27 protein-coding genes and 1 other RNA gene are annotated in these 23,096 nt (G+C 65.9%); 14 read left to right on the forward strand and 14 right to left on the reverse strand.

All coding sequences use genetic code 11. The annotated features are described in order from the left end of the window. Window positions 1–12: 12 nt before the first annotated feature. The 9 genes from V6D91_RS00310 to V6D91_RS00350 form a co-directional block, all read right to left on the reverse strand. On the reverse strand, window positions 13–870 hold the full coding sequence (locus tag V6D91_RS00310) for an ATP-binding protein (RefSeq protein ID WP_127476611.1): 858 nt from the start codon (window positions 868–870) through the stop codon (window positions 13–15). Beyond that, on the reverse strand, window positions 867–1,148 hold the full coding sequence (locus V6D91_RS00315; RefSeq protein ID WP_347317201.1) for a hypothetical protein: 282 nt from the start codon (window positions 1,146–1,148) through the stop codon (window positions 867–869). The genes V6D91_RS00310 and V6D91_RS00315 overlap by 4 nt, the downstream gene beginning before the upstream one ends. 5 nt (window positions 1,149–1,153) lie before the next feature. Then, on the reverse strand, window positions 1,154–1,624 hold the full coding sequence (locus V6D91_RS00320; RefSeq protein WP_024892259.1) for a hypothetical protein: 471 nt from the start codon (window positions 1,622–1,624) through the stop codon (window positions 1,154–1,156). After that, complete coding sequence (locus V6D91_RS00325; RefSeq protein ID WP_024892258.1) at window positions 1,621–1,833, reverse strand: helix-turn-helix domain-containing protein; 213 nt, start codon at window positions 1,831–1,833, stop codon at window positions 1,621–1,623. The genes V6D91_RS00320 and V6D91_RS00325 overlap by 4 nt, the downstream gene beginning before the upstream one ends. Before the next feature lie 185 nt (window positions 1,834–2,018). After that, complete coding sequence (locus tag V6D91_RS00330) at window positions 2,019–3,026, reverse strand: hypothetical protein (protein WP_347317202.1); 1,008 nt, start codon at window positions 3,024–3,026, stop codon at window positions 2,019–2,021. Next, window positions 2,989–4,218, reverse strand: coding sequence for a hypothetical protein (locus tag V6D91_RS00335; protein WP_347317203.1), 1,230 nt, complete (start codon window positions 4,216–4,218; stop codon window positions 2,989–2,991). Before V6D91_RS00335 ends, V6D91_RS00330 begins: the two co-directional genes overlap by 38 nt. 56 nt (window positions 4,219–4,274) lie before the next feature. Further along, complete coding sequence (locus V6D91_RS00340) at window positions 4,275–4,784, reverse strand: hypothetical protein (protein WP_347317204.1); 510 nt, start codon at window positions 4,782–4,784, stop codon at window positions 4,275–4,277. A gap of 6 nt (window positions 4,785–4,790) precedes the next feature. Next, window positions 4,791–5,843, reverse strand: coding sequence for an XRE family transcriptional regulator (locus V6D91_RS00345; RefSeq protein ID WP_347317205.1), 1,053 nt, complete (start codon window positions 5,841–5,843; stop codon window positions 4,791–4,793). Window positions 5,844–6,073: 230 nt separating this feature from the next. Beyond that, window positions 6,074–6,241: a hypothetical protein gene (locus V6D91_RS00350; protein WP_347317206.1), complete on the reverse strand. Its 168-nt coding sequence runs from the start codon at window positions 6,239–6,241 to the stop codon at window positions 6,074–6,076. A gap of 29 nt (window positions 6,242–6,270) precedes the next feature. Here V6D91_RS00350 and V6D91_RS00355 point away from each other — a divergent pair, with 29 nt between their 5' ends. From V6D91_RS00355 to V6D91_RS00400, 10 genes are all read left to right on the forward strand, one after another. Next, window positions 6,271–6,768 carry a DUF2924 domain-containing protein gene (locus tag V6D91_RS00355; protein ID WP_072755420.1) on the forward strand — a complete coding sequence of 166 codons (498 nt, stop codon included), beginning with the start codon at window positions 6,271–6,273 and terminating at the stop codon, window positions 6,766–6,768. After that, window positions 6,765–8,123, forward strand: a complete 1,359-nt coding sequence (locus tag V6D91_RS00360; RefSeq protein WP_072755419.1) for a recombinase family protein — start codon at window positions 6,765–6,767, stop codon at window positions 8,121–8,123. Before V6D91_RS00355 ends, V6D91_RS00360 begins: the two co-directional genes overlap by 4 nt. Further along, entirely contained in the window at window positions 8,120–8,551 is a 432-nt protein-coding gene (locus tag V6D91_RS00365) for a hypothetical protein (protein WP_169116438.1), read from the forward strand. Before V6D91_RS00360 ends, V6D91_RS00365 begins: the two co-directional genes overlap by 4 nt. A gap of 95 nt (window positions 8,552–8,646) precedes the next feature. Next, on the forward strand, window positions 8,647–9,051 hold the full coding sequence (locus V6D91_RS00370; RefSeq protein ID WP_055423764.1) for a metalloregulator ArsR/SmtB family transcription factor: 405 nt from the start codon (window positions 8,647–8,649) through the stop codon (window positions 9,049–9,051). Continuing rightward, the gene (locus V6D91_RS00375) at window positions 9,051–10,958 is read left to right on the forward strand and encodes a cation-translocating P-type ATPase (protein WP_127478534.1); all 1,908 of its coding nucleotides are present in this window, start codon (window positions 9,051–9,053) and stop codon (window positions 10,956–10,958) included. The genes V6D91_RS00370 and V6D91_RS00375 overlap by 1 nt, the downstream gene beginning before the upstream one ends. Window positions 10,959–10,987: 29 nt before the next feature. Then, a complete protein-coding gene (locus tag V6D91_RS00380; protein ID WP_127478535.1) occupies window positions 10,988–11,380 on the forward strand; it encodes a DUF302 domain-containing protein in 393 nt (130 codons plus the stop codon). 202 nt (window positions 11,381–11,582) lie between these two features. Next, window positions 11,583–12,119, forward strand: a complete 537-nt coding sequence (locus V6D91_RS00385) for a hypothetical protein (protein ID WP_142811697.1) — start codon at window positions 11,583–11,585, stop codon at window positions 12,117–12,119. Window positions 12,120–12,131: 12 nt separating this feature from the next. Then, window positions 12,132–12,380, forward strand: a complete 249-nt coding sequence (locus V6D91_RS00390) for an SHOCT domain-containing protein (protein WP_055423768.1) — start codon at window positions 12,132–12,134, stop codon at window positions 12,378–12,380. Window positions 12,381–12,432: 52 nt separating this feature from the next. After that, window positions 12,433–13,089 (forward strand): Spy/CpxP family protein refolding chaperone, encoded by a 657-nt coding sequence (locus V6D91_RS00395; RefSeq protein ID WP_347317207.1) that lies wholly within the window; start codon window positions 12,433–12,435, stop codon window positions 13,087–13,089. Between the two features lie 410 nt (window positions 13,090–13,499). Then, window positions 13,500–13,652: a hypothetical protein gene (locus tag V6D91_RS00400; RefSeq protein WP_169116434.1), complete on the forward strand. Its 153-nt coding sequence runs from the start codon at window positions 13,500–13,502 to the stop codon at window positions 13,650–13,652. Window positions 13,653–13,933: 281 nt separating this feature from the next. On the opposite strand, the gene ssrA is transcribed toward V6D91_RS00400, so the two are convergent. The 3 genes from ssrA to prmB all read right to left on the reverse strand — a co-directional run bounded on the left by ssrA (window position 13,934) and on the right by prmB (window position 15,654). Continuing rightward, window positions 13,934–14,300: a transfer-messenger RNA gene (gene ssrA / locus V6D91_RS00405) on the reverse strand. Window positions 14,301–14,356: 56 nt separating this feature from the next. Continuing rightward, a complete protein-coding gene (locus V6D91_RS00410) occupies window positions 14,357–14,719 on the reverse strand; it encodes a DMT family protein (protein WP_347317208.1) in 363 nt (120 codons plus the stop codon). Beyond that, a complete protein-coding gene (prmB, locus tag V6D91_RS00415) occupies window positions 14,716–15,654 on the reverse strand; it encodes a 50S ribosomal protein L3 N(5)-glutamine methyltransferase (RefSeq protein ID WP_347317209.1) in 939 nt (312 codons plus the stop codon). The genes V6D91_RS00410 and prmB overlap by 4 nt, the downstream gene beginning before the upstream one ends. Window positions 15,655–15,736: 82 nt before the next feature. Between prmB and asd the strand changes: the two genes are divergently transcribed. After that, window positions 15,737–16,687 carry an archaetidylserine decarboxylase gene (gene asd / locus V6D91_RS00420; RefSeq protein WP_347317210.1) on the forward strand — a complete coding sequence of 317 codons (951 nt, stop codon included), beginning with the start codon at window positions 15,737–15,739 and terminating at the stop codon, window positions 16,685–16,687. Here asd and epmA read toward each other — a convergent pair. Then, window positions 16,619–17,599, reverse strand: coding sequence for an EF-P lysine aminoacylase EpmA (epmA, locus tag V6D91_RS00425; protein ID WP_347317211.1), 981 nt, complete (start codon window positions 17,597–17,599; stop codon window positions 16,619–16,621). The genes asd and epmA overlap by 69 nt on opposite strands. Then, entirely contained in the window at window positions 17,599–18,168 is a 570-nt protein-coding gene (gene efp, locus V6D91_RS00430) for an elongation factor P (protein ID WP_347317212.1), read from the reverse strand. Before efp ends, epmA begins: the two co-directional genes overlap by 1 nt. A 45-nt stretch (window positions 18,169–18,213) precedes the next feature. Here efp and epmB point away from each other — a divergent pair, with 45 nt between their 5' ends. The 3 genes from epmB to V6D91_RS00445 are packed head-to-tail and all read left to right on the forward strand — an operon-like array spanning window position 18,214 to window position 23,087. Continuing rightward, window positions 18,214–19,209: an EF-P beta-lysylation protein EpmB gene (gene epmB / locus V6D91_RS00435; protein WP_347317213.1), complete on the forward strand. Its 996-nt coding sequence runs from the start codon at window positions 18,214–18,216 to the stop codon at window positions 19,207–19,209. A 54-nt stretch (window positions 19,210–19,263) separates the two neighbouring features. Beyond that, window positions 19,264–21,009 carry a hypothetical protein gene (locus V6D91_RS00440; RefSeq protein WP_347317214.1) on the forward strand — a complete coding sequence of 582 codons (1,746 nt, stop codon included), beginning with the start codon at window positions 19,264–19,266 and terminating at the stop codon, window positions 21,007–21,009. Beyond that, window positions 21,006–23,087 carry an EAL domain-containing protein gene (locus V6D91_RS00445; RefSeq protein ID WP_347317215.1) on the forward strand — a complete coding sequence of 694 codons (2,082 nt, stop codon included), beginning with the start codon at window positions 21,006–21,008 and terminating at the stop codon, window positions 23,085–23,087. Before V6D91_RS00440 ends, V6D91_RS00445 begins: the two co-directional genes overlap by 4 nt. Window positions 23,088–23,096 lie beyond the last annotated feature (9 nt).

The raw sequence follows: 23,096 nt of genomic DNA on the forward strand, positions 1-23,096 counted from the left end.
GGTCGTGGCTCCTTATTGCTGTACGGGTTCGGAAGGCGCGGGGCGCGCGAAGTCGAGGCGTTCGAGGGCGGGGCGCGCGGGGCTGGCGATCTTGGCCATCAGCCGGCCGAGGTGCGGTTCCTCGATCTGGTCGAGGCGGCCGGAGCGGTCCTTGGCGGGGTAGCCCCAGGGGTTGAGCGTGTGGCAGACGAAGGCGCGGTAGGCGCTGCCGTCGTCGGCCTTGAGCTCGGCCAGCGTCACCACCTCGTCGACGATGCCGGGCAGCTCGAGCCCGGTCTTGGAGCCGTCGATCTGCAGCTGGAAGACGCGGCGATTGAAGTCGTCGAGACGCTCGTCGAGGATGCCGACGAACCACACGTTCTTGCCGCGGGTGTGCTGTAGGTGGGTGAGCCAGGCGATCATCTCCTGGCCCATCAGGCCGTAAGCGCCGCGTGTGTCCGGCTTGCCGGTCTTCTCCGAGTAGGCCTGCGGCTGGCCCTTGCACCATTGCAGGCACAGGCGCCCGGCGACGGTGATCGAGTCGACGAACACCGTGTCGTAGCGGTCGAGCACGGACGGGTCGCCGAAGCGCGCGCAGACGGCATCGAAGTGGGCCTGGCTGAAGGGCTGGTCCTCGCGCAGCGCCGGGTTCGGACCGCCGATGAACACCGCGAAGTCGCGGCACTCCTGCCAGGTGCGCGGGCGGATGGTGTCGCCGGCCCACCCCTCGACGGCGAGGTCGCCCGCCTCGAGGTCGAAGAACAAGGTGGCCTCGGGCGCCAGGGTCCAGAGCTGCGAGGTCTTGCCGATGCCGCTCTTGCCGACCAGCACGCCTTTCACGCCGCGCTTCTCGGCCAGACGCTGGTCGGCGGAGATGATGGGGAGGCTCATGAGCGGCCTCCTTTGTCGGCGAACGCGTGTCCGATCCGGTGTGCGCCGAGTGCGCCGTGTTTGCGGGCGAGGTCGTAGAGCTCCCGCAGAGCGTTCATGCGGCGGCTGATGGGCCGGACCTCGTTTTCGAGGGCGATGACGGCGAAGGCGATCTGGTCCAGGGTGGCGCTTTCGAGCGGCATCTCGATACCATCCACGCGGACCGTGGCCGGCAACTCGTCCAGCAGGTAGGGATGCTTGTTCTTCAGCTTCTCGAGCAAAGTGCGGTTCTTGAACATGGCGGTCACTCCTTCATCAGGGCGAGGCGGAAGCCGGGCTTGCCGGTCTTGAGCGTGCGTGCGGGCGCGAAGGCGCTCTTCAGCGACTCCGGCCAGGCGTTGAACTTGGTTTCCGAGACGCGATAGCTGATCTCGACGTACTCGGCCGGGTCCTCGCCGCCGTTGGCGATGCGGCGAACGACCTCGGCAAGGCGCCGCTGATCCCACTCGACCCGCTTGGGTAGGTCGGCAGTGACGCGCACGTGGCCGTCATCGAAATGCACGATGCCGGTGTCCTTGCCGGCGGCCAGGCGCAGGGCATGGGCGCGGTCGGCGTATTTCAGTTCGAGTGCCCGGTCGATGTGCTCGACGATGGCGCGGGCCACCGAGAGCAGATCGGCGGCATCGTTCTTCAGCTGGAACAGCGCCTCGCTTTGCAGCGCGGCCAGCTCGCCGGCCGGCGTGGCGAGAACCTGGTCGGGGGTGAGGCGGCTCATGCGACACCTCCCGCGCCGACGCGCTCGGAGGTGCTCTTGCGCAGGCACTCCGCCTCGTAGGACTCGACGTCCTCGACGCGGTAGAGCACGCGGCCTTGGATCTTCAGAAAGACCGGCCCGATCCCTTCGGAGCGCCAGCGTTCCAAGGTGGCTTCGCTGACGCCCCAACGGTCGGCCAGTTGGCGTTGGTTGAGGTGTTTGATACTCACGTTTTTCTCCTTTCGGGTGATTGCGAAAACGTGAGGTCAGTGTCGGATTCGTGATGTGCGGGCGTCCGCCACCACCATGTACGGGCGGATGTACGGGCCCGGCCGAAACGGGGAAATACGGGCCACAGAAAACAAAAAACCGCCCGAAGGCGGTCATGCGGAACAGGGACGGGAAGATGCTGGGGTCAGTCGAGCAGGAACCCGTACTTGCCCTTCTCGGGGTTGGCGATGTAGTCCTCCCACTCGGTGTTGCCGCTGAAGAGGTTCTGCATGCGCTGGCTGCGGGCGGTTTTCTTGTCCGGGTATGCGGCCCCCAAGATTTCGCCGGCTGGCAACAGCCAACGGTCGTTCATTGCCTGCTCGTACATGTAGCGGACGGCCGCCGCTTGGCGTTCGCCCTTGATCACCCAGGGCTTGTTGCTCTTGCTGCGGATGGTGAGCGTGTTGGTGTACTCGTCGAAGTGGACCGGTAGGAGCGGGCGAAGCATCCCGTCCGCAGGCGTCGCCAGGATGCGATGGAGCAGGTCCATGTCCACGGTGGGTGTTGTCACGTAGTCGACGAGTACCTGGCGCACCGCCGCGAATCGGTAGTTCCTGGGGGGACGCACGAACTCGGGCAACGGCTGACCCGACGTCAGGATCAGGCCCTGGTCGGGGATGGTCGGCGAATGGAAGTGCCGGAACACGTCTTCAACCGATTGCGCGAGGCCGCGCGCGAACCAGACGTCAGTGTGTGCCGGGCCGACCCGGGCTTTGCCGAGATTCCAGAGCACTCCATCAATTGAGGGCGAATCGATCCCTTTGCGCAGCGCCTTCGGAATGTCGAGCAGATCGGCGACGACGCCGAGAAACGCGGCGGGGCGAACGACATGGACCGCCGCCTCCGCGGCATCGATGAATTTCAGCCGGAAGGTTTCCGGGCAGCGATACCGGTACCGGGAGGGATCGTCGTCTTCCTCCAGTTCGACGGGGACGTGTTCGTCTCGGCACGGCGCCGGGTAGGAGCCGGAGTACCCGACGCATTCGAGCCACGCATCCCGTTCCTTGGGCGGCATCGGCATCATACGGGCGAGGTCCCAGCCAGGGACGCCGCGCAGGCGTTGCCCCTCGACATCGACGAGCATCTGATGAGAGCGCTCGAACAGGTCGATCAGGTCAAGCAGCGACTTCGTCGACAGGCGCTTCGACGACATCACCGATCTCCTTGACCAGCTTCCATTTGGCGAGCAGTCGATCACACAGCGCGCGATCCTTCTCGCGCTTGGTCTTGATGTTGCACTTGTTGTCGTCACGCAGGATGACGGAGATCGTTCGCGCCCGCTCCCGCCCGACCTTCTTCAAACGGATCGACAATCTGGCGTAGGTCAGGCGGTGATGGCGGAAGTCGAAGGATGGGCCGATCAGCGACTTCGCGGCCGTGTGGATGTCGTCGGGGTCCTTGGCCCAGATCTTCACCAATAGCGAGCGGTGGTTTGAGTCCGAGTAGCCGAGCTCGGCCACCTTGACCGAGGCGACGTTTTCGCCTGAGAGGTCGAAGCTGCGCGGCGCCGCGAGGCTTTGGTAGTCGTACTGCTTGAGCGGGATCCTCTCGCCCGAGAAGGGAGACTGCAGCAGACAGTCCGCAGCGATACGCGCCAACGCCTCGCGCCCGTCGGTCTCCCTGGACAGCACTTCCAGGTGGCCGTTGTCCGGCTCGTAGGTAATGTGGGAGGACACGGCGCGGACCACTTCCTGGGCCACCAGTTCGCTGGCTTGCACGCAGTCGATGATCTCGGGCGGACGGTTGTTGTGGACGCTGATCTGGTAGAGATCGACGTCCTCGCCGGTCTGCGAGTTCGGCCGCAACCGCTTGAAGATCTGAATGGCGACGTCGTCCTTGGCGCAGCCGAGCTGCCGAGCCACGTTCTCGTGGAACGCGTCCTTCGCCTTCTCGTCGGTCGCCATGACGAGAGCCTTCGGCGCGACGAAGCCCGAGTAGCACGTGACGCTCTGGCGGAACACGTCGGCCTGCCGGGCATCCAGCGCTTCCTTGAAGATCTCGGCGGCATTCGCGTACAGCCACAAGGCACGCTCGTATTGGTCGCGCAAGGCATCGAAAGCTTCACGATCCGCATCATCGAAGATGCCGTCCCGGAACCCCTCGACGACGTCCTGACCCGCACCGTCAGTCAACAGGATGATCTTCTCGGCGACCTCCTCGATCCTCTGCCGCTCCAGTACGGGCAAGGCGGCCAGCACGGCCTCCATGACCTGGCGATGTTCCGTCTTGGTCTTCTTCTTTTCGAGTTCCGGCATGACGAGCCCGAACTCGTCCGCCATGAAGGAGTGGAACCGCTCGGGCTTCAGGTGCCCGAGCAGCTTGGCCAGATTTTCAGCATCATTCATTCGTTCTTGTTCTCCCATGTGACGAAGAATCCTTTCCGGGCGTCAGTGCCGGCCGCTCAATCTTGCTTCGCGGTGAAGAGGGCGAGCCGCTTATTGATCTCGGCATGCGGCAGCCGTGTCCGCGGGTCGTCCAGCATGCCGCGCAGCGCCTTCGCGAGCGTGGGCTTGCGCACGATGCGGTGCTCGGCAAACCGGTCGATGACCCACAAGACGCCGTGCACCTCGAGGTGCTCTTCGTCGGCGAGGGCACGCATGCGCTTGTCACCCGTCAGCAAGGGCCAGTCGTTGGTCACGGCCAGGGTGACGGCAAGGCAGTCGTGGAGGGTGAGCTTGGGTCGGGCCGTCTGATAAGTGACGGCCTGGGCCATGCCCTCCGCATCCAGGGACTCGACCCGCAGGCCCAAGCCCTTGAGCTGCTCCCGGTCGATCTCACCGAGATCGATGAGCTCGTCCTCGTACAGGGCGTCGGGTACCGCAAACTCAAACGGCAGCTTGAAGAGCGCCTCGAGGAGGGACCATTTCGCCAGCTCAATCAGAATCGAGGCATCGCTCACCAATACCCGCACGATAGGTCACTCCGCGGGTCCTGACATGATCCGGCTCACCTCGCCCGTACTCTTGCGCAGCAGCTCTGCGGCTTTGGGGAGCGAGATGACGTCCTCTGCCAGGGCGCGGAGCACCAGGCGCTGGAAGCGTCTGGGTTCCTCCATCGAAGGGAGCGGCTCGGGCTCGGCCTTGCGCCAGGTGCGGCCGATGCCGCGAAACACGGTCTGCAAGGTCCCCTCGGTGATGACGCCGAGGTCGCGCAGCCGGACGATCAAGGCGGCGGCGCTGACGCCGTACATGCGCTTGATCTCGATGATCTCGGCGTAGCCGAAGGCATGGCGGCGCTGCCCGACCTCGAACAGCAGGTCCTCCCGGGGCATCAAGAGGGCGCTGGCGAAGCGCTGGCACGCTTTCTCCTCGTCCAGGTCGCCGTCGATGGCCATCACCATATGGCCGAGCTCGTGAGCCAGGGTGAAGCGCCGGCGTTCCACCGATTTCGCCACCGAACCCACGATGACCGGTACCTTCTCCTGGCCCGGCCGCGCCACCCGGCAGGTCAGTCCGTCGACCGAGAGCGGGAAGTCGAGCTTGAGCACCTTGATGCCGTGCTCTTCGAGCAGCTCGGTAACGTTGGGGATCGCGTCGCCACCCAGGTTCCAGGCCTTGCGGACGCTCTCGGCGGCGGTCTCCGCATCATCGAGGTCGGAGACCTTGAAGGGAGCCCCTTCGGGCTTGTCCCACACATGGCTGCCGATCTCCAGCAGGTCTTCGACGAGCAGGTAGCGGTCGAGGCTGTCCAGGACGGCGGCTTCCACCATGGCGCGCTCCTGGGCCCGGGTCGCAGCGGTCTTGCGAAACTCCACCCCCTCGAGGCGGATCTCCGAGGGGCTGAACAGGTAGCTCAGCGGGACGCCGAGCGCCTTGGCGAGTTTCAGGGCGGTCGCCGAACCGGGCAGCATCTCGTTGCGCTCATAGCGGCCGATCGCCTGGGCACTGACCGCATGGTTGATGGCATCGGCCAGTCCCCGAAGGGACAGGCCGGAGCGCTTGCGGGCCAGTTTCAGTCTTTCGCCAAACATTGGGGAGCGTCCTCTTTTGTTTACAGTTTACGTATGAAGCTTTGTTTCGTAAACATCGCCAATTCTGTTCGCTTGGCGCAACCCGATCCCGCGAACTCCTTCGCACCAGCCCCCATCGGTCCGCACCGGCCCGAAACTCCCTGATGGCCGAGGTCACGGCCTGACCGGACAATCTCGTCATCGAGCGAGTTGGACGTTCAGGACCGATACCGATGTGCACGATCAACCACCTACCACCCGAACGGATGACGCCGGAGCAGCGCCGGCAAGAGGTCGCGTCCTTGCTGGCGCGCGGCCTCGTCCGACTGCGCGACGCCGCGGTCGCGCAGTCCGCAGGTCACCCCACGGAGAGCGAGTTTGAGCTTGGCTTCTCCGGCCACCAGCGCCTTCATAGCCACCCCGTCAACAACACTTTGGAGGAGGCTCCATGAAGGCAAGCACCGTCCCACCCACCCCGCCGAGCGTCGTCGCCCGGATCGCCGGGCTCCCGGATCTCTCGATAGAGGAAATGAGGGCGCTTTGGCGAGAACTCTTCGGCAGCGACAACCCGACGCCCAATCGCCAGTTCATGGAGCGGCGGATCGCGTACAAGCTGCAAGAGATCGAGTTCCGCAAGGTCGATCCCAGCCTCTTGGAGCGCAACAAGCGGCGCATCAAGGCCCTGGTGGAGACCGGCAAGGCGCGCAAGCTCGATCGCGACATCCGGCTGATGCCCGGCACCGTGCTCACCCGGGAGTACCAGGGGATCGAGCACCGGGTGACGGTCGCCCAGGACGGACAGTATGAGTTCGAGGGCAGGCGCTACCCGAGCCTGTCCATGATCGCCCGCGAGATCACCGGCACCCGCTGGTCCGGGCCGCTCTTCTTCGGCGTGAAGGCACCGGCCAAGGCGAAGAATCCGAAGAAGCAGGGAGGTCGGCGATGAACGAAGCCCTGAAGCGCCGCCTGCGCTGCGCCGTCTACACTCGGAAGTCCACCGACGAGGGGCTCGACCAGGAGTACAACTCCATCGACGCCCAGCGTGACGCCGGCCACGCCTACATCGCCAGCCAGCGCGCGGAGGGCTGGATTCCGGTGGCCGACGACTACGACGATCCCGCCTTCTCCGGTGGCAACATGGACCGGCCGGCGCTCAAGCGGCTGCTGGCCGACATCGAGGCCGGCAGGATCGACATCGTGGTGGTCTACAAGATCGATCGCCTGACGCGATCGCTGACTGACTTCTCGCGAATGATCGACGTCTTCGAGCGCCACGGGGTCTCCTTCGTCTCGGTCACCCAGCAGTTCAACACCACCACCTCGATGGGGCGGTTGATGCTCAACATCCTGCTCTCCTTCGCCCAGTTCGAGCGCGAGGTGACCGGCGAGCGCATCCGCGACAAGATCGCCGCCAGCAAGCGCAAGGGCATGTGGATGGGTGGCGTGCCGCCGCTCGGCTACGACGTCGAGAACCGGCGGTTGGTGCCCAACGAGCGCGAGGCCAAGATCGTCCGCCACATCTTCCAGCGCTTCGTCGAGCTCGGGTCCTCGACCCTGCTCGTGAAGGAGCTGCGCCTCGACGGCGTGACCTCCAAGGCCTGGACTACCCAAGACGGGCGGGTGCGCGATGGCAAGCCCATCGACAAGAGCCTCGTCTACAAGATCCTCAACAACCGCGTCTACCTGGGCGAGATCCGCCATCGCGATCAGTGGTATCCGGGCGAACACCCGCCCGTCGTCGAGCGCAGGCTGTGGGATGCCGCCCAGGCGATCCTCGCGCAGAACTCGCGTGTGCGAGGCAACAACACCCGCGCCCGGGTGCCGTTCCTGCTCAAGGGGATCGTCGTGGGGATCGATGGCCGGGCGCTCACGCCCTGGTCCACGCGCAAGAAGAACGGACGTATCTACCGCTACTACCTGCCGACGCGGGAGAACAAGGAGCACGCCGGCGCCTCCGGGCTGCCGCGCCTGCCGGCCGGTGAACTGGAGGCCGCCGTGCTGGAGCAGATGCGCCGGGTGCTGCGCGCCCCGGCCATGGTCGCCGGGGTGGCCGAGCGCGCCGCCCGGCTCGACCCCTCCCTGGACGAGGCCCAGGTCACGGTGGCCATGACCCGGCTGGATGCGATTTGGGATCAGCTCTTCCCGGCCGAGCAGCAGCGCATCGTGCGGCTCCTCATCGACAAGGTGATCGTCTCGCCGGACGACATCGAGGTGCGGTTCCGGCCCAACGGCATCGAGGTGCTCGCCCTGGAGCTGCGCCCCGAGCCCGCCCCGGAAACCCTTGAGGAGGCCGTGGCATGAATGAAATCTTGATCGACAAGACCGGTCAGCCAGAGGTGATCACCGCGAGCGACGGCAGCCTTACCATCGCTGTGCCGATCCGGATCAAGCGCCGCGGCAGCCGCAAGGCCGTGGCCCTTCCGGACGGCAGCGCTGTCCAGCCCCGTCCCTGGGATGACACGCCGACGCCGATCCAGCTCGCGCTCGCCCGCGGCCACCGCTGGCTGGCGATGGTGGAGTCCGGCGAGGCGCGCACGCTATCCGAGGTGGCCGAGCGCGAGGGGATGGATCGGGCCTATGTGAGTCGGATGGTGAACCTCACCACCCTGGCGCCGGACATCGTCGCCGCCATCCTCGACGAGACCCTGCCGCCAGAGGTGACGCTGTTCGATCTGGCGTCGGGGACGCCGTTGTTGTGGGAGGAGCAGCGGCGAAGAATCCAAGCCTGATCTCGCGGATCCCCGATTCCCCGCCCCGGGTTGGGAGGGTGGCCGATTTCCCGTCCGAGTGTTGCGTCGTCGCATAGATGTGTTATCATGCAACTATGCATACGATCAACGTACAACCACACGAAATCTTTCAGGCCCTCGCCGACCCGACGAGGATCCGTATCGTCCGCCTGCTGGCCGAGACCGGCGAGGAGGCCTGCCTCTGCGAACTGGTGGACAGCCTGCTTGAGCCCCAGTACAAGCTGTCGCGCCATGTAAAGATTCTGCGTCAGGCTGGGCTGCTGTCCGCAGAGAAAGATGGGCGCTGGGTCTATCACCGCCTCGTGCGCGGCGTGCCTTACCTGGAATTGGCCTACGACATGCTGCGGGCGCTGCCCGACGTCGGCGGGCTCTTTGCCCAGGACTTGCACCGTTTTCGCGAGCGGATGTGTTTACGGGAAGGCGGGCGCTGTCGTATCGGCATCCAGACCGCATCGCTTGCGGCGGTGGAGGGCGAGTGATGGGCTGCGCCTGCGCCGCCGAGGCCCCGGTGGTCATGCCGCGACCCTGGCGCAACGCCAAGGTCGTCACCTCCGTATGCTCCGGGCTGTTGCTGCTCACCGGCTTCGTCGGCGGCTATCTCGGCCTGCCCGCCGGGTTCCAGGCAATTCTCTATATCGCCGCCGTACTCGTCGGCGGCTACTATTTCGGCCGCGAGGCGCTGGAGGAACTGGTCAAGGAGCGCGAGATCGGCATTGAGCTCCTCATGTCCACCGCCGCCATCGTCGCCGGGGTCATGGGGCAGTGGGCGGAGGCCGCGACGCTTGTGTTTCTCTACTCGATCTCCGAGGCGGCGGAAGGCTACACGGCGGAGCGCGCCCGGCACGCGATCCGCGCCCTCATGGACTTGGCCCCGAAGACCGCGCTCGTGCGGCGCGGAGACGAGGAGATACGGATCCCGGTCGAGCAGATCCGGGTGGGCGATGTCTTCATCGTGCTGCCGGGCGAGTCGGTCGCCACTGACGGCGAGGTGGTCGACGGTCATTCCAGCGTGAACCAGGCGCCGGTGACCGGCGAATCCGTGCCGGTCGAGAAACTGCCGGGCAGCCAGGTGTTCGCCGCCACCCTCAACGGCGAGGGCGCGCTCACGGTGCGTGCCGCCAAGACCTTCGCCGACAACACCCTCTCGCGCATCATCCATCTGGTGGAAGCCGCGCAGGCGAGCAAGGGCCGCAGTCAACGCTTCATCGAGCGCTTCGGCAAGCGCTACAGCCCCTCCGTCCTGGGCGTGGGCATCCTCATCGGCCTTTTGCCGCCGCTGTTCGGCCTGCCTTGGGAGGACTGGCTCACCCGCGCCACCGTGTTCATCGTCGCCGCCGCCCCTTGCGCCCTGGTGATCTCCGTCCCCATCACGCTGGTCGCCGCCATCGGCACCGCCGGCCGCAACGGCCTGTTGATCAAGGGCGGCGTGCATCTGGAGAACCTGGCCAAGGTGCGGGTGGTGGCCCTGGACAAGACCGGCACGCTCACCCTGGGCCGGCCGCAGGTCACGGATGTGATCCCGCTGGACGGGCAAAGCGAACGCGAGGTACTGGCCGCGGCCGCCGCCCTCGAACTGCGCTCGCAGCACCCCCTGGCGCAGGCCGTGCTGGAGCGGGCCAAGAGCGAGGGCATCGCGGTCAACCCGGCCCAAGATTTCCTGTCCCTCACCGGCGCGGGCGCCCGCGGCCGGATCGAAGGCGTCGACCACTATGTAGGAAACCCACGGCTCTTCGAGGGGCTGGGCGTTCCGGTGGCCGCCGCGATGCCCCGCATCGAAGCCTTGCAGCGGGAAGGCAAGACCGTGGTGCTGGTCGGCACCGATCGAGCCCTCGACGGCCTGATCGCCATCGCCGATCCGCTGCGGCCGGAGGCGGTCCGGGCCGTCGCCGAGCTCAAGCGCGCCGGCATCGAGCGGGTGGTCATGCTGACCGGCGACAATCCCTTGGCGGCGGAAGCGATCGCCAGGCAGGTGGGTGTGGACGAGGTGTTCGCCGAGCTTTCCCCGGAGGGCAAGACGCGCAAGGTCGCCGAGCTGGAGGCGCGCCACGGCAAGGTGGTGATGGTCGGCGATGGCGTGAACGACGCGCCCGCACTGGCGGCGGCCCACGTCGGCGTCGCCATGGGCGCGGCGGGCACCGACGTCGCGCTGGAGACGGCGGACGTGGCGCTGATGAGCGACAACCTCGCGCGGCTGCCCTATCTGATTTCCTTCAGCCGCCGAACCTGGCAGGTGATCCGGCAGAACCTCGCCCTGTCCGCGGTGGTGATCGGCGGCCTGATCGCGGGCGCGGTGGGCGGCTATTTCACCCTGCCGATCGCGGTGCTGGCGCACGAGATCAGCGAGTTCGTGGTGATCGGAAGCGGCCTGCGCATGCTGCGCCGCTGAACAGCAATTCCAACCCAAGGAGCGTTGTCATGGATATCAAGTACGGTTTCGGCAAGACGGTGGAGCTGACCTTCGATCAAGCGATCGAGCGCGTCACCCAGGCCCTGCAGGCCGAAGGCTTCGGCGTGCTGGCCGACATCGACGTCGCCGGCGCGATGAAGAAAAAGCTCAACCAGGACATGCCGCCCTACCGAATTCTCGGCGCATGCAATCCGCCGCTCGCGCATCGGGCCCTGACGGTGGAGCCGTCCATCGGGCTGCTCCTGCCCTGCAACGTGGTGGTGCGCCAGGATGATGCAGGCAAGGTGCATGTCGAGTTCATGGACCCCAACGCCGTGCTGGACCTGGTCGGCAAACCGGATATCACTCAGCTGGCCGGTGAGGTGAGGCAGCGGCTGCAGCGGGTGATGCAGGCGCTGTAGCCCCGGGCGAAAAGCGTCTTTCAGCCCGGGGCGAACGAGGAGCGTGGAGATGAGAACAACTCGACGAGGCATTTCAAGGCTAACGGCCGGTGCAGCCGTCGCGTTCTCGTTGCTCGTCTCATCCCTCGCTGTTGGCCTTGCCCGTGCGGAGGGGGCAACAAAATTGGCGCAAGACATGATGGGGCCGGGAATGATGGGCCCCATGCACAGGAACATGATGCAGCGGATGATGGGGGGCGCGCTGCCGCCCGGCATCGATCCCGCGCTGCTGCCCGAGCCGGATTCGGCAGGCGCGAGGATACTGCAGTATTACTGCGTGCAATGCCACAACCTGCCCGGCCCGGGCATGCACACCGCCGCCGGATGGCCGCGGGTGCTGGGCCGCATGAACATGCGCATGCGGATGATGGGCGGCATGATGGGTGGAATGATGGGGGTGGTGGCCCCGAGCAGGGTAGAACTGGACATCCTGCTCGACTATCTGCAGAAGCACGCCCAGGAACCGATCGACGCGGCCAAATACCCGGACCTGAACACGCAGGCGGGCCAGGCGTTCAGCACCTCCTGCGTGCAGTGCCACGCGCTGCCGGACCCGCGTCAGCACACCGCGCAGGAGTGGCCGGCGGTGGTCGGCCGGATGCGCGGGCACGAGGCGGCAATGGGAAAGTTCGTCCCGGACAAGACGACGACGGCCGAGATTATCGACTTCTTGCGGCGGCATGGCCGCACCCGGGAATGAAAGGCTAAGAAGATGATGATGGATTACGGCATGGGCTGGGGATGGGGATTCGGCTGGATCTGGATGATCCTGCTCTGGCTGGTGCCGGTACTGCTCGTGCTGGCCGCCATCAAGTATCTGTTGGGCGGCAGAAGCCGAACGGGCACGGGCGCTCGCCAGGGCGATGACCGGGCCTTGGCTATCCTTGAAGAAAAATACGCGCGGGGGGAAATCGATCGCGACGAGTTCTTGCAGAAGCGCGACGACTTGAAGGGGGGATAGGCCCCGGTCCAAGGACCGGGTTGTGCAATTTCCACCAGTAAAGGAGATGCAAATGAACACCAAGCAAAAACTCGTTGGCGCGCTTGCCGCGATGGCGCTTTTGGGAACCGTGGCCAGCGCTTCGGCTCAGCAAGGGCAACCGTACTACGGCTACGGCATGGGACCCGGCATGATGGGCGGATGGTGCCCGATGTGCGGCATGGGGCCGGGGATGATGGGCATGGGACCGGGCATGATGGGTCCCGGCATGATGGGCATGGGTCCCCGCGGGATGTGGGGGGATTGGGATGACTGGGACGACCGCTACATGGGCCGTGGCATGATGGGCCCTGGCATGATGGGCCCTGGCATGATGGGCCCCGGAATGATGGGCCCCGGAATGATGGGCGGATACGGCTATGGCCCGGCGCTCGACCTCACGGAGCAGCAGCAGGCCAAGATCGCACAGATCCAGGAGGACTTCCGCAAGAAGCAGGGGGACCTGGCGGCGAAGATGGATGCCGAGCAAGCCAAGCTCAACGAAATCTACTACTCCGGGAAGCGTGACCCCGCCGCGATCGACAACCAATACAAGAAGATTTACGACCTGCGACGGCAGATGATCCAGATCCAGGTCGATGCGCAGAATCGCATGGACGCGGTGCTCACCCCCGAGCAGAAGGAGCGGCTGCGCGGTTACTACGGCGGGCGGGGCGGGATGATGCGGTAGCCGGCCACAGCCGGCCACGTTAACGGTGACTGGGCCGTGCTCGAGCCGGTCGACGCCGACTACCGGCCGACTCTACCGGGCACGCCGTCGCACACGGTCCTGCTGAGTAATCTCGCCAGCCGGGTACAGCCGATCCTGCGCTACGACCTCGGGGACAGCATCCTGCAGCGGCCCGATCCCTGTCCCTGCGGCAATCCACTGCCCGCGATCCGCGTGCAGGGCCGCTCCGCCGATGTGCTCTCATTTACGACAGAACGCGGCGAGCGTGTCTTTATCCCTCCGCTGGCGTTGGAGCTTGACCATATCTCTGGCGTCGAGCTGTCGCAGATCGTGCAGACTGCACCGATGCGTCTGCGCGTGCGCCTGCGTCCCGCGCCCGGCGCCGACCCGGAGCGCATGTGGGGGAGGCTGTGCGTAGTGGGATCGCGTGCCTGCTCATCGAGCACCGGCTCGATCAGGTCGCGGTCGAGCGCGCCGAGGAGCCGCCTGCGCAATCCAGCGGCGGAAAGTACCGCACCGTCATTCCGCTACCTCCCGAGGGCGCCCCGACCACGCAGGGTTGAGGCTATGTCTGGTTTGGGTGAGCGATGCACTCATCCAACCGGTTGAACGGTCAGCACGTAACTTGTTGATATTGAATGGTGCCGTCGGCGCTCCCTGTTGACTTCGACCTTTCGCCGGGGAGCAGGGCCGGAGAGAAAAACGGCGCGGAGAGAGCGAAATGGGGCCCGAGGCAGGCGAGACGGCCGGGGAAGGAAGTCCGCAGGAATCCGCAGGAGTCCCCGCGAACGCGCGGGAGCGCGCAAGAAAAAAGGCCAACCGAGAACGGTTGACCTTTATATATTGGTGGAGGCGGCGGGAATTGAACCCGCGTCCGCAAGCCCTCCGCTGTTGGTACTACATGCTTAGTCTCGCCTACGGGTTTTAACCGGACATCCTCCGACGGACAGGATGATGAACGGCGAGCCCTGAAGTTTTAGCTTTGCGCTCTCGGGCAGGGCGCTCAGCGATTCTGTAATGGATGACCCCTGAATGGCCTTGCGGCCTCCGGACTTACAGACAAGAACCGGTCAGAGGCCCAGCCGGGTTAAGCGGCCAGGGAGTATACGTCGTCGTTGGCGTATATTTTTTTGCGGTTGGTTTTACGAGGTCACCCGCACCTCGGCATGCACCTCGAGCTTTGCAACCCACGTCGAAGCCAGGTCGCCCCCGAAGCATGTTGAGTATGATGAGGCCTGACGGAAAAAGTTCAAGTGCTGGTCTTCAATCAGGTGCCGCGGAACATGAAGTAGGCGGCACCGACCAGGCACAGGCCTGCCCACAGGAAGTCGAGTTTGACCTCCTCGTGCATGTAGAACACGGCGAAGGGCAGGAACACCGAGAGGGTGATGACCTCCTGCATGACCTTGAGCTGGGCGAGCGAGAGCTCGGTGTGGCCGATGCGGTTGGCGGGCACCTGGAGCAGGTATTCGAACAGGGCGATGCCCCAGCTGGCGAGGGCCGCGATCCACCAGGGCTTGTCGTTCAGGTTCTTGAGGTGGGCGTACCAGGCGAAGGTCATGAAGATGTTCGACAGGATGAGCAACCCTACTGTCTGGACGATCACCGGAAGCTGGGTCAGGGCATTCATGATTCGAAGTGTCCTGCGTATTCGACCAGTTGTTCGCGGGTGAGCAGGAAGACGCCGTCCTCGCCGTGCTCGAAGCTCAGCCAGGTGAAGGGCACGTCCGGCCAGGTGTGTTCCACGTGCTCCTGACTGTTGCCGACTTCGACGATCAAAACGCCTTCGGGTTCAAGGTGCTGCGGGGCCTCGCGCAGGATGCGGCGCACGATGTCGAGGCCGTCCTCGCCTGCTTCGAGCGCCATACGCGGCTCATGCCAGTATTCGGGGGGGAGGGTGGCCATGTCGCGCGCATCGACATAGGGCGGGTTGCTGACGATCAGGTCGTAGCGGCGGCCGGCCACGGGGGCGAACAGGTCGCCCAGCAGCAGTTCGACCTGCTCGGTGAGGCCGAGCTTCTCGCGGTTGAGGCGGGCGAGTTCGAGGGCCTCAAAGGAGAGGTCTACCGCATCGACCTTGGCCTCTGGCAGATAGTGGGCGCAGGCGAGGGCGATGCAGCCTGAGCCTGTGCATAGGTCGAGGATGGCATGGACGCGCTTGGCCTCCACCCAGGGGGCGAAGCCTTGCTGGATGAGCTCGCCGAATGGCGAGCGCGGGATCAGGGCGCGCCTGTCGGCATGGAACTCCAGTCCGGCGAACCAGGCCTTGCCGACGAGGTAGGCGGTGGGGATGCGCTCGATGCAGCGCTGGCGCAGCAGTTCGGCCAAGCGGGTGCGCTCGGTGCCGGTGAGGCGTGCGTCGAGCCACTCCCCGCTAAGGTCGGCCGGCAGGTCCAGGGCCTGCAGGACCAGATAAGCCGCCTCATCAAGGGCGTTGTCGGTGCCATGGCCGTAGTGGACCCCATGGCGGGTGAAGGCGGACATGGCCCAGCGCATGAAGTCGCGCAGGGTGAGCAAGTCACGTGCGGCGTCGTCAAAGGCCTTGCTGTTATCGATCTGTCGCATGATTCATTTTTACTCTGGGTCATCGACGCAGCCGGCTTGTGGGCCGGTGTATCATCGTTTTTTTGGATACAAACCGAGCACCATGTCATCTCCCTTGCGCGACGCCCTGTTCGTTAGTCTGCAATATATCCTGCCGCACCACCTGATCTCACGCAGCGTGTACGCCATGACGCGTTGGCGCACGCCCTTGGTGGAGCCGGCGATCCGCCTGTTTTGCAGGCATTTCGGCGTCAACCTGGACGAGGCGGCGGAGAGCGACCCCGCCTCCTACCGCACCTTCAATGCCTTCTTCACCCGCGCCCTGAAGCCGGGGGTGCGTCCGCTGGCGGAGGGCGAGGCCCTGGCCGCCTGCCCGGTGGATGGCGCGATCAGCCAGCTTGGCCGCATCCAGGACGGGCGCATCTTCCAGGCCAAGGGCCACGACTATTCGCTCGTCGAGCTGCTTGGCGGCGATTTGACCCGCGCGGAGCCGTTCCGCAACGGCAGCTTCGCCACCATCTACCTCTCCCCGCGCGACTACCACCGCATCCACATGCCGCTGGCGGGTAGGCTGACGGAGATGGTGCATGTGCCGGGGCGGCTGTTCTCGGTCAACCCGGTCACGGTCGAGCGCGTGCCGCGCCTGTTCGCCCGCAACGAGCGCGTGGCGGCGCTGTTCGACACCGCCGAAGGGCCGCTGGGCATGGTGCTGGTGGGCGCGATGAACGTTGCCGCGATCGAGACCGTCTGGTCCGGTCTTGTCACCCCGCCGCGTGGGCGCGAGATCGGGGTGTGGCGCTATGGTGATCAGGTGAAGGTGGAACTGGCGCGCGGTGCGGAGATGGGGCGCTTCAATATGGGCTCCACGGTGATCGTGCTGTTCCCCGAGGGCTTCTCCTTCCGTCCGGACCTTGCGCCCGGTAGGGTGGTGCGCATGGGCGAGGCGTTGGCGCAGCGCGCTGAGTGGCCGCAGTCTGCCCAGCCGTCAGACACGGTGGATGCCGAAGGCGAGCACCTCATCGAGCCGTCCGGCGCCAAGCAACCGGGCCAGTAAGCGGTCCAGCCCGATGGCCACCCCCGCGCTGGCGGGGAGGCCGGCGCGCAGGGCCTCGAGCAAGTGCTCATCGTACGGCATGGCCGGCAGGCCGCGCCGTTCGCGCTCAGCGTTGTCGGCGGCAAAGCGTCTTTCCTGCTCGTTGGCATCCTGCAGCTCGTCGAAGCCGTTGGCGAGTTCGAGCCCGCCCCAGAACAGCTCGAAGCGTGCCGCGACCTCCACCCCGTCGTGCATCATCCGCTTGGCCAGCGCGGCCTGCGAAGGCGGGAAGCCATGGATGAAGGTCAGCGCGTCAGTCGGCAGGCGCGGGGCGAGGGCGCCGGCGAACAACAGGTCGAGCCAGTCGTCCTGGCTGAAGTGCTCGCCTTCCGCGACGTCCAGCCCATGCGCCATGGCGCAGGGGATCAGCGTCTTGATGTCAGCCGTCCACGGGTCGATCCCGATGTGCTCGATGAAGGCCTCCCGGTAGCCGATCCGTCGGCTGGTGCCGGGGCGGGAAGGCATGTCTTGGGCGAGGGCACGCACCAAGTCCTCGACCTCATCCATCAGGGCTGCGAGGCTGAATCCGGGCCGGTACCATTCGAGCAGGGTGAACTCGGGGTTGTGCCAGCGACCGATCTCGCCGCCGCGAAACACCTTGCTCACCTGGTAGATGGGCCCGCTGCCGGCGGCGAGCAGGCGTTTCATGAAGAACTCGGGCGAGGTGTGCAGGAAGCCGAGCTCGCCGCGCGCATCGCGCACCCGCAGGCTCTCGATATGCACGTCCGTGCTGGCCGCACGGGAGAGCAGCGGGGTTTCCACCTCCAGCACGCCGCGTGCCGCGAAAAAGGCCCGGAGCTTTGCCAGTAGCCGGGCGCGGGCGGTCAGGGCATCAAAGGAGGCGCCGGGTTGCCAGTCGCGGGGCGTCGGCATCAGGCCTTGACGCGGGCGAGGTACTCGCCGGTGCGGGTATCGCAGCGGATGAGCTCGCCTTCCTCGATGAACAGCGGGACCTTGACCACGGCCCCGGTCTCGAGCCGGGCCGGTTTGGTGCCGCCGGTCGCGGTGTCGCCGCGTACGCCCGGATCGGTCTCGATCACCTTCAGTTCGACGAAGTTCGGCGGGGTGACGGCGATCGGCGCTCCGTTCCACAGGGTGAGGGTGCAGGTGTCGTTTTCCTTGAGCCAGAGCCTCGCGTCGCCGATGGTCTTTCCGTCTGCGGCCAGCTGTTCGAAGGTGACCGGGTCCATGAAGTGCCACTGTTCGCCGTCGTTGTAGAGGTACTGCATCTCGACCTCGAGCACGTCGGCCGCCTCGATGGATTCGCCTGATTTGAAGGTCTTCTCCAGCACGCGGCCGGTCTTGAGGTTGCGCAGCTTGACCCGGTTGAAGGCCTGACCCTTGCCGGGCTTGACGAACTCGTTTTCGAGCATGACGCAGGGGTCCCCGTCCAGCATGACTTTGAGGCCGGAGCGGAATTCGCTGGTGCTGTAGTACGCCATCGGACTCCTCCTGGGGGTGGATTGAGCCCAACCTATAATAGTCCAATGAAAAACCCTGCTTCCCCCGTGCGCTCGTGGCAGGCGCAGCTCGCCGCCTCGACCCTCAGCGGCGCCGATCTTGCCGCGGCGCTTGGGTTGCCCCCATTACCTCCCGCTTCAGGGGCCGAGGGGCAGTTTCCGGTGCGCGTGCCGCCCGGATTCCTCGCCGCCATCGTGCCGGGGCAGGTGGATGATCCGCTGTTGCGTCAGGTTCTGCCCGTCCCGGAGGAAGAGGTCGCGGCGCCGGGTTTCGCGGCCGATCCCTTGGGGGAGGGTGCGGTCATGCCGCGGCCGGGGCTATTGCACAAGTACCGCGGCCGTGTGTTGCTGATCGCCACCGGGGCCTGTGCCATCCATTGCCGCTATTGCTTCCGGCGTCATTTCCCCTACCAGCAGGCACATGCTGGGGGCGATGATTTTGCCGAGGCGCTGGAGTACATCGCCAAGGACGCCTCGATCCGCGAGGTCATCCTCAGCGGGGGCGACCCGCTGGTGCTGAATGACCGGCGGCTTGCTGCGCTCAGCGGGGCGCTGGCCGCCATTCCACATGTCGAGCGCCTGCGCATCCACACCCGCGTGCCGACCGTGCTGCCGGAGCGGATCAGCGATGAGTTCATCGCCTGGTTCGCCCCCCTCGGCTTGCGCAAGGTGGTCGTGGTGCATGTCAATCACGCCAACGAGCTTTCCTCCCCGGCACGCACGGCCCTGAAGAGGCTGCAGGAAGGCGGCGCGACCCTCCTCAATCAGGCGGTGCTTCTGCGCGGGGTGAACGACACGCTCGAGGCACAGGCGCAGCTGGCGGAGGCCCTGTTCAAGGCCGGTGTGCTGCCCTACTACCTGCACCTGCTCGATCGGGTACGGGGCGCGGCGCACTTCGAGGTTGGCGAGAGCGAGGCTCGGGCCCTGGTGGAGGCATTGCGTGCCCGATTGCCGGGCTACCTCGTTCCACGCCTGGTGTGGGAGGTGGCCGGGGCGCCGTCCAAGCGGCCCGTGGCGGATTGATAAAGACGCAGAGATGTATGGTGATTTTTCCCGATTCGGGCCAAACTGAAAATTATGGCTGAGATCCTGACCGCCCATGTGCTGAATGCCCCTGCCCAGTTGCAGGAGCATCTCGCCGTCCGCCTGACCGGCGATCCCGGCAGGGATGCCGATGCCCTCTGCGCCCTGCTCGAGGAGGGGCAGGTTGCGCGCCTGCGCGCGAAGGAGCGCTTGGCGTCCCTTGAGACGGTCTGGCCGAGTGCGGTCGATGCACTCAACCAGATCGAGCAGCGCGTCGCCAGCAACAGCATCCCGCTGTCATCGCACATGGCCGGCATGGCGGCGTCGCATGCGCGCCTGGCCCAGGCCCTGCTTGGCCTGTTTCAGCAAGAGGTGGAGGACCTGCACGATAGCCGCGAACCGTGGTGGGGCATATCGAAGCGGCAGCTTGCCCTGACCCGCGCGGCGGACCTGCTCACCCGCATCGGCCTGATGTGCCGGCTGATCTACGTCAACCTGCCGCCCAACTTCTGGCAGCGCTTTCATGCCCTCCTGCTGGAGGGGGAGCGCACCCGGCACATGCAGGATCATCTGGAGTCGCGCCATGGCGAGCACGTCGAACCCAGCCTGGAAGAGCGCTACATCGCTTTTGCCCTGCTGGAGATGAGCATTCCCGACGGCTTGCCGCACCAGGAAATCCGGCCGTTGTACCAGTGTTTCCTCGACCTTGCCGGCAGGACCCGCATCGTGCCGGTCGAGAGCCTGCCGGAGGATGTCTTCATTCATTTCGATCTCAAGGACGATCGTCCGCCCGAACTGGGCATGGGGCAGCGCCCCCTGCAGAGCGGTTCCATGCGCACCCTCCGTCTCGCGCCCGTGCTGGAGGCCCTCGATGGGCTGCTCGCAGCCCATCCTCACGACCACATCTCTCTGGGCGATGGCGGGGCGATGCTCTCGCGCGGCACCCTCGAGCGCACACGGAGCCTCCTGCGCGAACGCGCCCGCCGGCACGTGCACCGTCAGACGGCCGAGGGGCGGGTGCGCGTCTGGGCAGGCCGCAACAGTATCCTCCGCAAGCTTGGCGAGCGGGCGGGGAACAAGCCGGCCGCGTCGGCGGACATGCATATCCTGCGGGAAGGGATCGACAGTCCGCCCGATGAGACCCTGCACCTCCCTCCGCAGGCAGAACGCTCCCGGGCGGATGAACTTTGGGATAGGGTTGCGCACCGCCATCTTGTGGAGGGCAGGGCCGTTGGGTTCGATCGGGGGGAGGCGGGGGCCCCGCCCCCGAGTGCTGCATCCGTCGACACGCCGATGGAGTGGCGGCTGGTGGATGTCAGCCCGGGTGGGCTGCACCTGCGCAGTCAGGGGGGGATTGCTGATCACCTGAACATGGGTGAACCGGTGCTGGTCGAGTTCCCCCAAGGTGCTCCCGGCGAGGAGGTCATCGGCATCCTGCGCTGGCTGCACACCCCTGCGGATCAGATCATGGACATGGGGCTTGAGATTATCGCCCACAGTGCTGTCCCGCTGCGGGTGTCGGGTGCCGGCTGCAACACCACCGTCTGGTTCGATGCCCTGTTGCTCACCCGCTCCAGGCTGGCCGATGGCCCGCTGCTCCTGCTGCCAAACCATGACTACAAGACCGGCGATCATGTCGTGACCCTCCGCGGCGGGGACTCGACCCCCATGCGACTTGGCGAGAGAATGCTCCAGACGGTCGCCGTGGCGATCTTCCGTTGCTGCTCGGAATCCCACGCGGATGCCGGGCAGGACCCAGCAAGGACCCCCTGCCGCCCCCTCATTGACGAGAAACCATGAGCCCCTCCCCCCTGCGTCTGATTGCCCTCCACGACTCCGTCAACGATGCCCTGGCGCTCGCCAGCCAGCTACGCAACGCGGGCATCCAGGCGAACGTGCGATATGCCGAAGATCTGCCCCAGTTGCATGAGCTGCTGCGCGAGGATGAGCTGGACCTGATCCTGCACCTGCTCGAACTGCCCGAGCCCCGGCTGGCCGACGTGACCGCCGCCGCACAGGGGCATGCGCCGGCCATCCCCGTGGTGGGCATGACCGCAAGCTACAGCGTCGAGGCCCTGCTCGACAGCATCAAGGCTGGCGCACGCGACCTCATCGATCTCAGCCATCCGGCCCATGTGCTGCACGTGATCCAGCGCGAGACCGGGGCGATGGACTGCGTGCGCAGGCTCAAACGCTTTGAGGGGATGTACCAGGAATCGGAAAAGCGTTGCCATGCCCTGATGGAAAGTTCGCGTGACGCCATTGCCTATGTGCATGGCGGTATGCATGTCTTCGCCAACCCGGTCTACCTGGAGACGTTTGGTTTCGATCGCCTCGAGGATCTGGAAGGGTCGCCCTTGCTCGATCTGGTTCAGGCCGAGGATCAGCCGCGGATCCGCGAATACATGCGCGGCCATTCGGATGCCAATCCCGCAGGCAAGCTGGAAGGGGTGAAGTTCAAGCGGCGTGATGGCCGTGTCCTTGCCGCAGCCATCGAGCTCTCTCCCGCAACCATCGAAGGCGAGCCGTGCACGCAGGTGATGATCCGCACCCAAGCCGATACCCAGGCACTTGAGGAGCAGATCAACTTCCTCAGCCAGCGCGACCTGTTGACCGGTCTCTACAACCGCCAGTATTTCCTCTCCCGCCTGGAGGGCGCCCTGCAGCAGGCGCGCGAGGGCCAGTCCTCGGCCCTCATCCATATCCAGATCACCAACGTCCCGGAGCTGAAGGGCAAGCTGGGCGTCGCGGGCCTGGACGTCCTGATCACCGACGCCGGCAAGCTGATCGAGAAGCTGGTCGGCCCGGAGATGCTCCTCTCCCGTTACAGCGCCCACGCCTTCGCCCTGCTCCTGCCCCTCGATGGCAGCCAGGAGGCCCCTGAAACCTTCGCTTTGCGCCTCCTGGCCGGCCTGACCCAGCATATCTTCGACGTGGGGGGGCAGTCCGCCACCCTCCAGGCCGCCGCCGGGATCGCGCTGCTTGACCAGGACACGCCGAACGTCAACGAGTTGCTCAACCGGGCCGAGCGGGCCACCCTGGATGCCGAGGCCAAGACCACGGAGCGGGTGGCCACCTACACCCCGAAAGAGGGCGAGGTGAGCCAGAGCGAGCAGGACGAGCAGTGGAGCCGCATGCTGCGCAACGCGCTGCGCAGCAACCGCTTCCGCCTGCTCTACCAACCCATGCTCAGCCTGGGCGGGGATACTTCGCGCCAGCGCTACGAGGCCTTCCTGCGCCTGCTGGATGAGGAAAACCGTCCGATTTCCCCAAGCGAGTTCATGGCCGCGGCGGAACGCACCCAGATCAGCCACGCCCTGGACCGCTGGGTCATCCTGCATGCCCTGCAAGCCATCACCGAGGCGCGCCAGCGCGGCTTGAACGTGCAGCTCTTCGTCCGTCTCTCGGCCCGCTCCATCGCCGATCCGGAGTTCCCGGGCTGGCTCGGCGAGCGCCTGATGGCGATGCAGGTCCATGACGGATCCCTCGCCCTGGAGATGAGTGAGAAGGTCGCCATCGAGCACCTCAAGCAGGTCAAGGACCTTCAGCGCCAGCTCGGGGCCTTGAACTGCCCGCTGCTGCTGGATGGCTTCGGCCTTGGCGACGATCCGTTCCGGATACTCAACTACATCGATGTGCAGTGGCTCAAGCTCGATCGGGGGCTGATGGAGTCCTTTGCCACCCACAAGGTCAACCAGGCCAAGGTGCGTGAGCTGATCAAGGCCATCAAACAGCGCGGCAGCGGCCAGCTGGTCGTCGCGAATGTGGAGAACGCCATGACCCTGCAGATCGTGCTGGGCGATGGTGCCGACTTCGTGCAGGGCAATTTCATCCAGGCCCCGGTCGAGCGGCTGGATTTCGACTTCAGCGCCTTCTGACGGGACACG

The sequence above is a fragment of the Thiofaba sp. EF100 genome (assembly GCF_039822285.1).
Taxonomy (GTDB): domain Bacteria; phylum Pseudomonadota; class Gammaproteobacteria; order Halothiobacillales; family Halothiobacillaceae; genus Thiofaba.

Excerpts from the sequence above, each read along its gene's own strand:
- V6D91_RS00310 (WP_127476611.1), bottom strand. The coding sequence starts at position 870 with ATGAGCCTCCCCATCATCTCCGCCGACCAGCGTCTGGCCGAGAAGCGC.
- efp (WP_347317212.1), bottom strand. The coding sequence starts at position 18,168 with ATGGCGTACTACAGCACCAGCGAATTCCGCTCCGGCCTCAAAGTCATG.
- V6D91_RS00390 (WP_055423768.1), top strand. The coding sequence starts at position 12,132 with ATGATGATGGATTACGGCATGGGCTGGGGATGGGGATTCGGCTGGATC.
- V6D91_RS00380 (WP_127478535.1), top strand. The coding sequence starts at position 10,988 with ATGGATATCAAGTACGGTTTCGGCAAGACGGTGGAGCTGACCTTCGAT.
- V6D91_RS00355 (WP_072755420.1), top strand. The coding sequence starts at position 6,271 with ATGAAGGCAAGCACCGTCCCACCCACCCCGCCGAGCGTCGTCGCCCGG.
- epmB (WP_347317213.1), top strand. The coding sequence starts at position 18,214 with ATGAAAAACCCTGCTTCCCCCGTGCGCTCGTGGCAGGCGCAGCTCGCC.
- V6D91_RS00445 (WP_347317215.1), top strand. The coding sequence starts at position 21,006 with ATGAGCCCCTCCCCCCTGCGTCTGATTGCCCTCCACGACTCCGTCAAC.
- V6D91_RS00365 (WP_169116438.1), top strand. The coding sequence starts at position 8,120 with ATGAATGAAATCTTGATCGACAAGACCGGTCAGCCAGAGGTGATCACC.
- V6D91_RS00345 (WP_347317205.1), bottom strand. The coding sequence starts at position 5,843 with ATGTTTGGCGAAAGACTGAAACTGGCCCGCAAGCGCTCCGGCCTGTCC.
- prmB (WP_347317209.1), bottom strand. The coding sequence starts at position 15,654 with ATGCGACAGATCGATAACAGCAAGGCCTTTGACGACGCCGCACGTGAC.
- V6D91_RS00410 (WP_347317208.1), bottom strand. The coding sequence starts at position 14,719 with ATGAATGCCCTGACCCAGCTTCCGGTGATCGTCCAGACAGTAGGGTTG.
- V6D91_RS00335 (WP_347317203.1), bottom strand. The coding sequence starts at position 4,218 with ATGAATGATGCTGAAAATCTGGCCAAGCTGCTCGGGCACCTGAAGCCC.
- V6D91_RS00370 (WP_055423764.1), top strand. The coding sequence starts at position 8,647 with ATGCATACGATCAACGTACAACCACACGAAATCTTTCAGGCCCTCGCC.
- V6D91_RS00360 (WP_072755419.1), top strand. The coding sequence starts at position 6,765 with ATGAACGAAGCCCTGAAGCGCCGCCTGCGCTGCGCCGTCTACACTCGG.
- V6D91_RS00395 (WP_347317207.1), top strand. The coding sequence starts at position 12,433 with ATGAACACCAAGCAAAAACTCGTTGGCGCGCTTGCCGCGATGGCGCTT.
- V6D91_RS00330 (WP_347317202.1), bottom strand. The coding sequence starts at position 3,026 with ATGTCGTCGAAGCGCCTGTCGACGAAGTCGCTGCTTGACCTGATCGAC.
- V6D91_RS00440 (WP_347317214.1), top strand. The coding sequence starts at position 19,264 with ATGGCTGAGATCCTGACCGCCCATGTGCTGAATGCCCCTGCCCAGTTG.
- epmA (WP_347317211.1), bottom strand. The coding sequence starts at position 17,599 with ATGCCGACGCCCCGCGACTGGCAACCCGGCGCCTCCTTTGATGCCCTG.
- asd (WP_347317210.1), top strand. The coding sequence starts at position 15,737 with ATGTCATCTCCCTTGCGCGACGCCCTGTTCGTTAGTCTGCAATATATC.
- V6D91_RS00385 (WP_142811697.1), top strand. The coding sequence starts at position 11,583 with ATGCACAGGAACATGATGCAGCGGATGATGGGGGGCGCGCTGCCGCCC.
- V6D91_RS00375 (WP_127478534.1), top strand. The coding sequence starts at position 9,051 with ATGGGCTGCGCCTGCGCCGCCGAGGCCCCGGTGGTCATGCCGCGACCC.
- V6D91_RS00320 (WP_024892259.1), bottom strand. The coding sequence starts at position 1,624 with ATGAGCCGCCTCACCCCCGACCAGGTTCTCGCCACGCCGGCCGGCGAG.
- V6D91_RS00315 (WP_347317201.1), bottom strand. The coding sequence starts at position 1,148 with ATGTTCAAGAACCGCACTTTGCTCGAGAAGCTGAAGAACAAGCATCCC.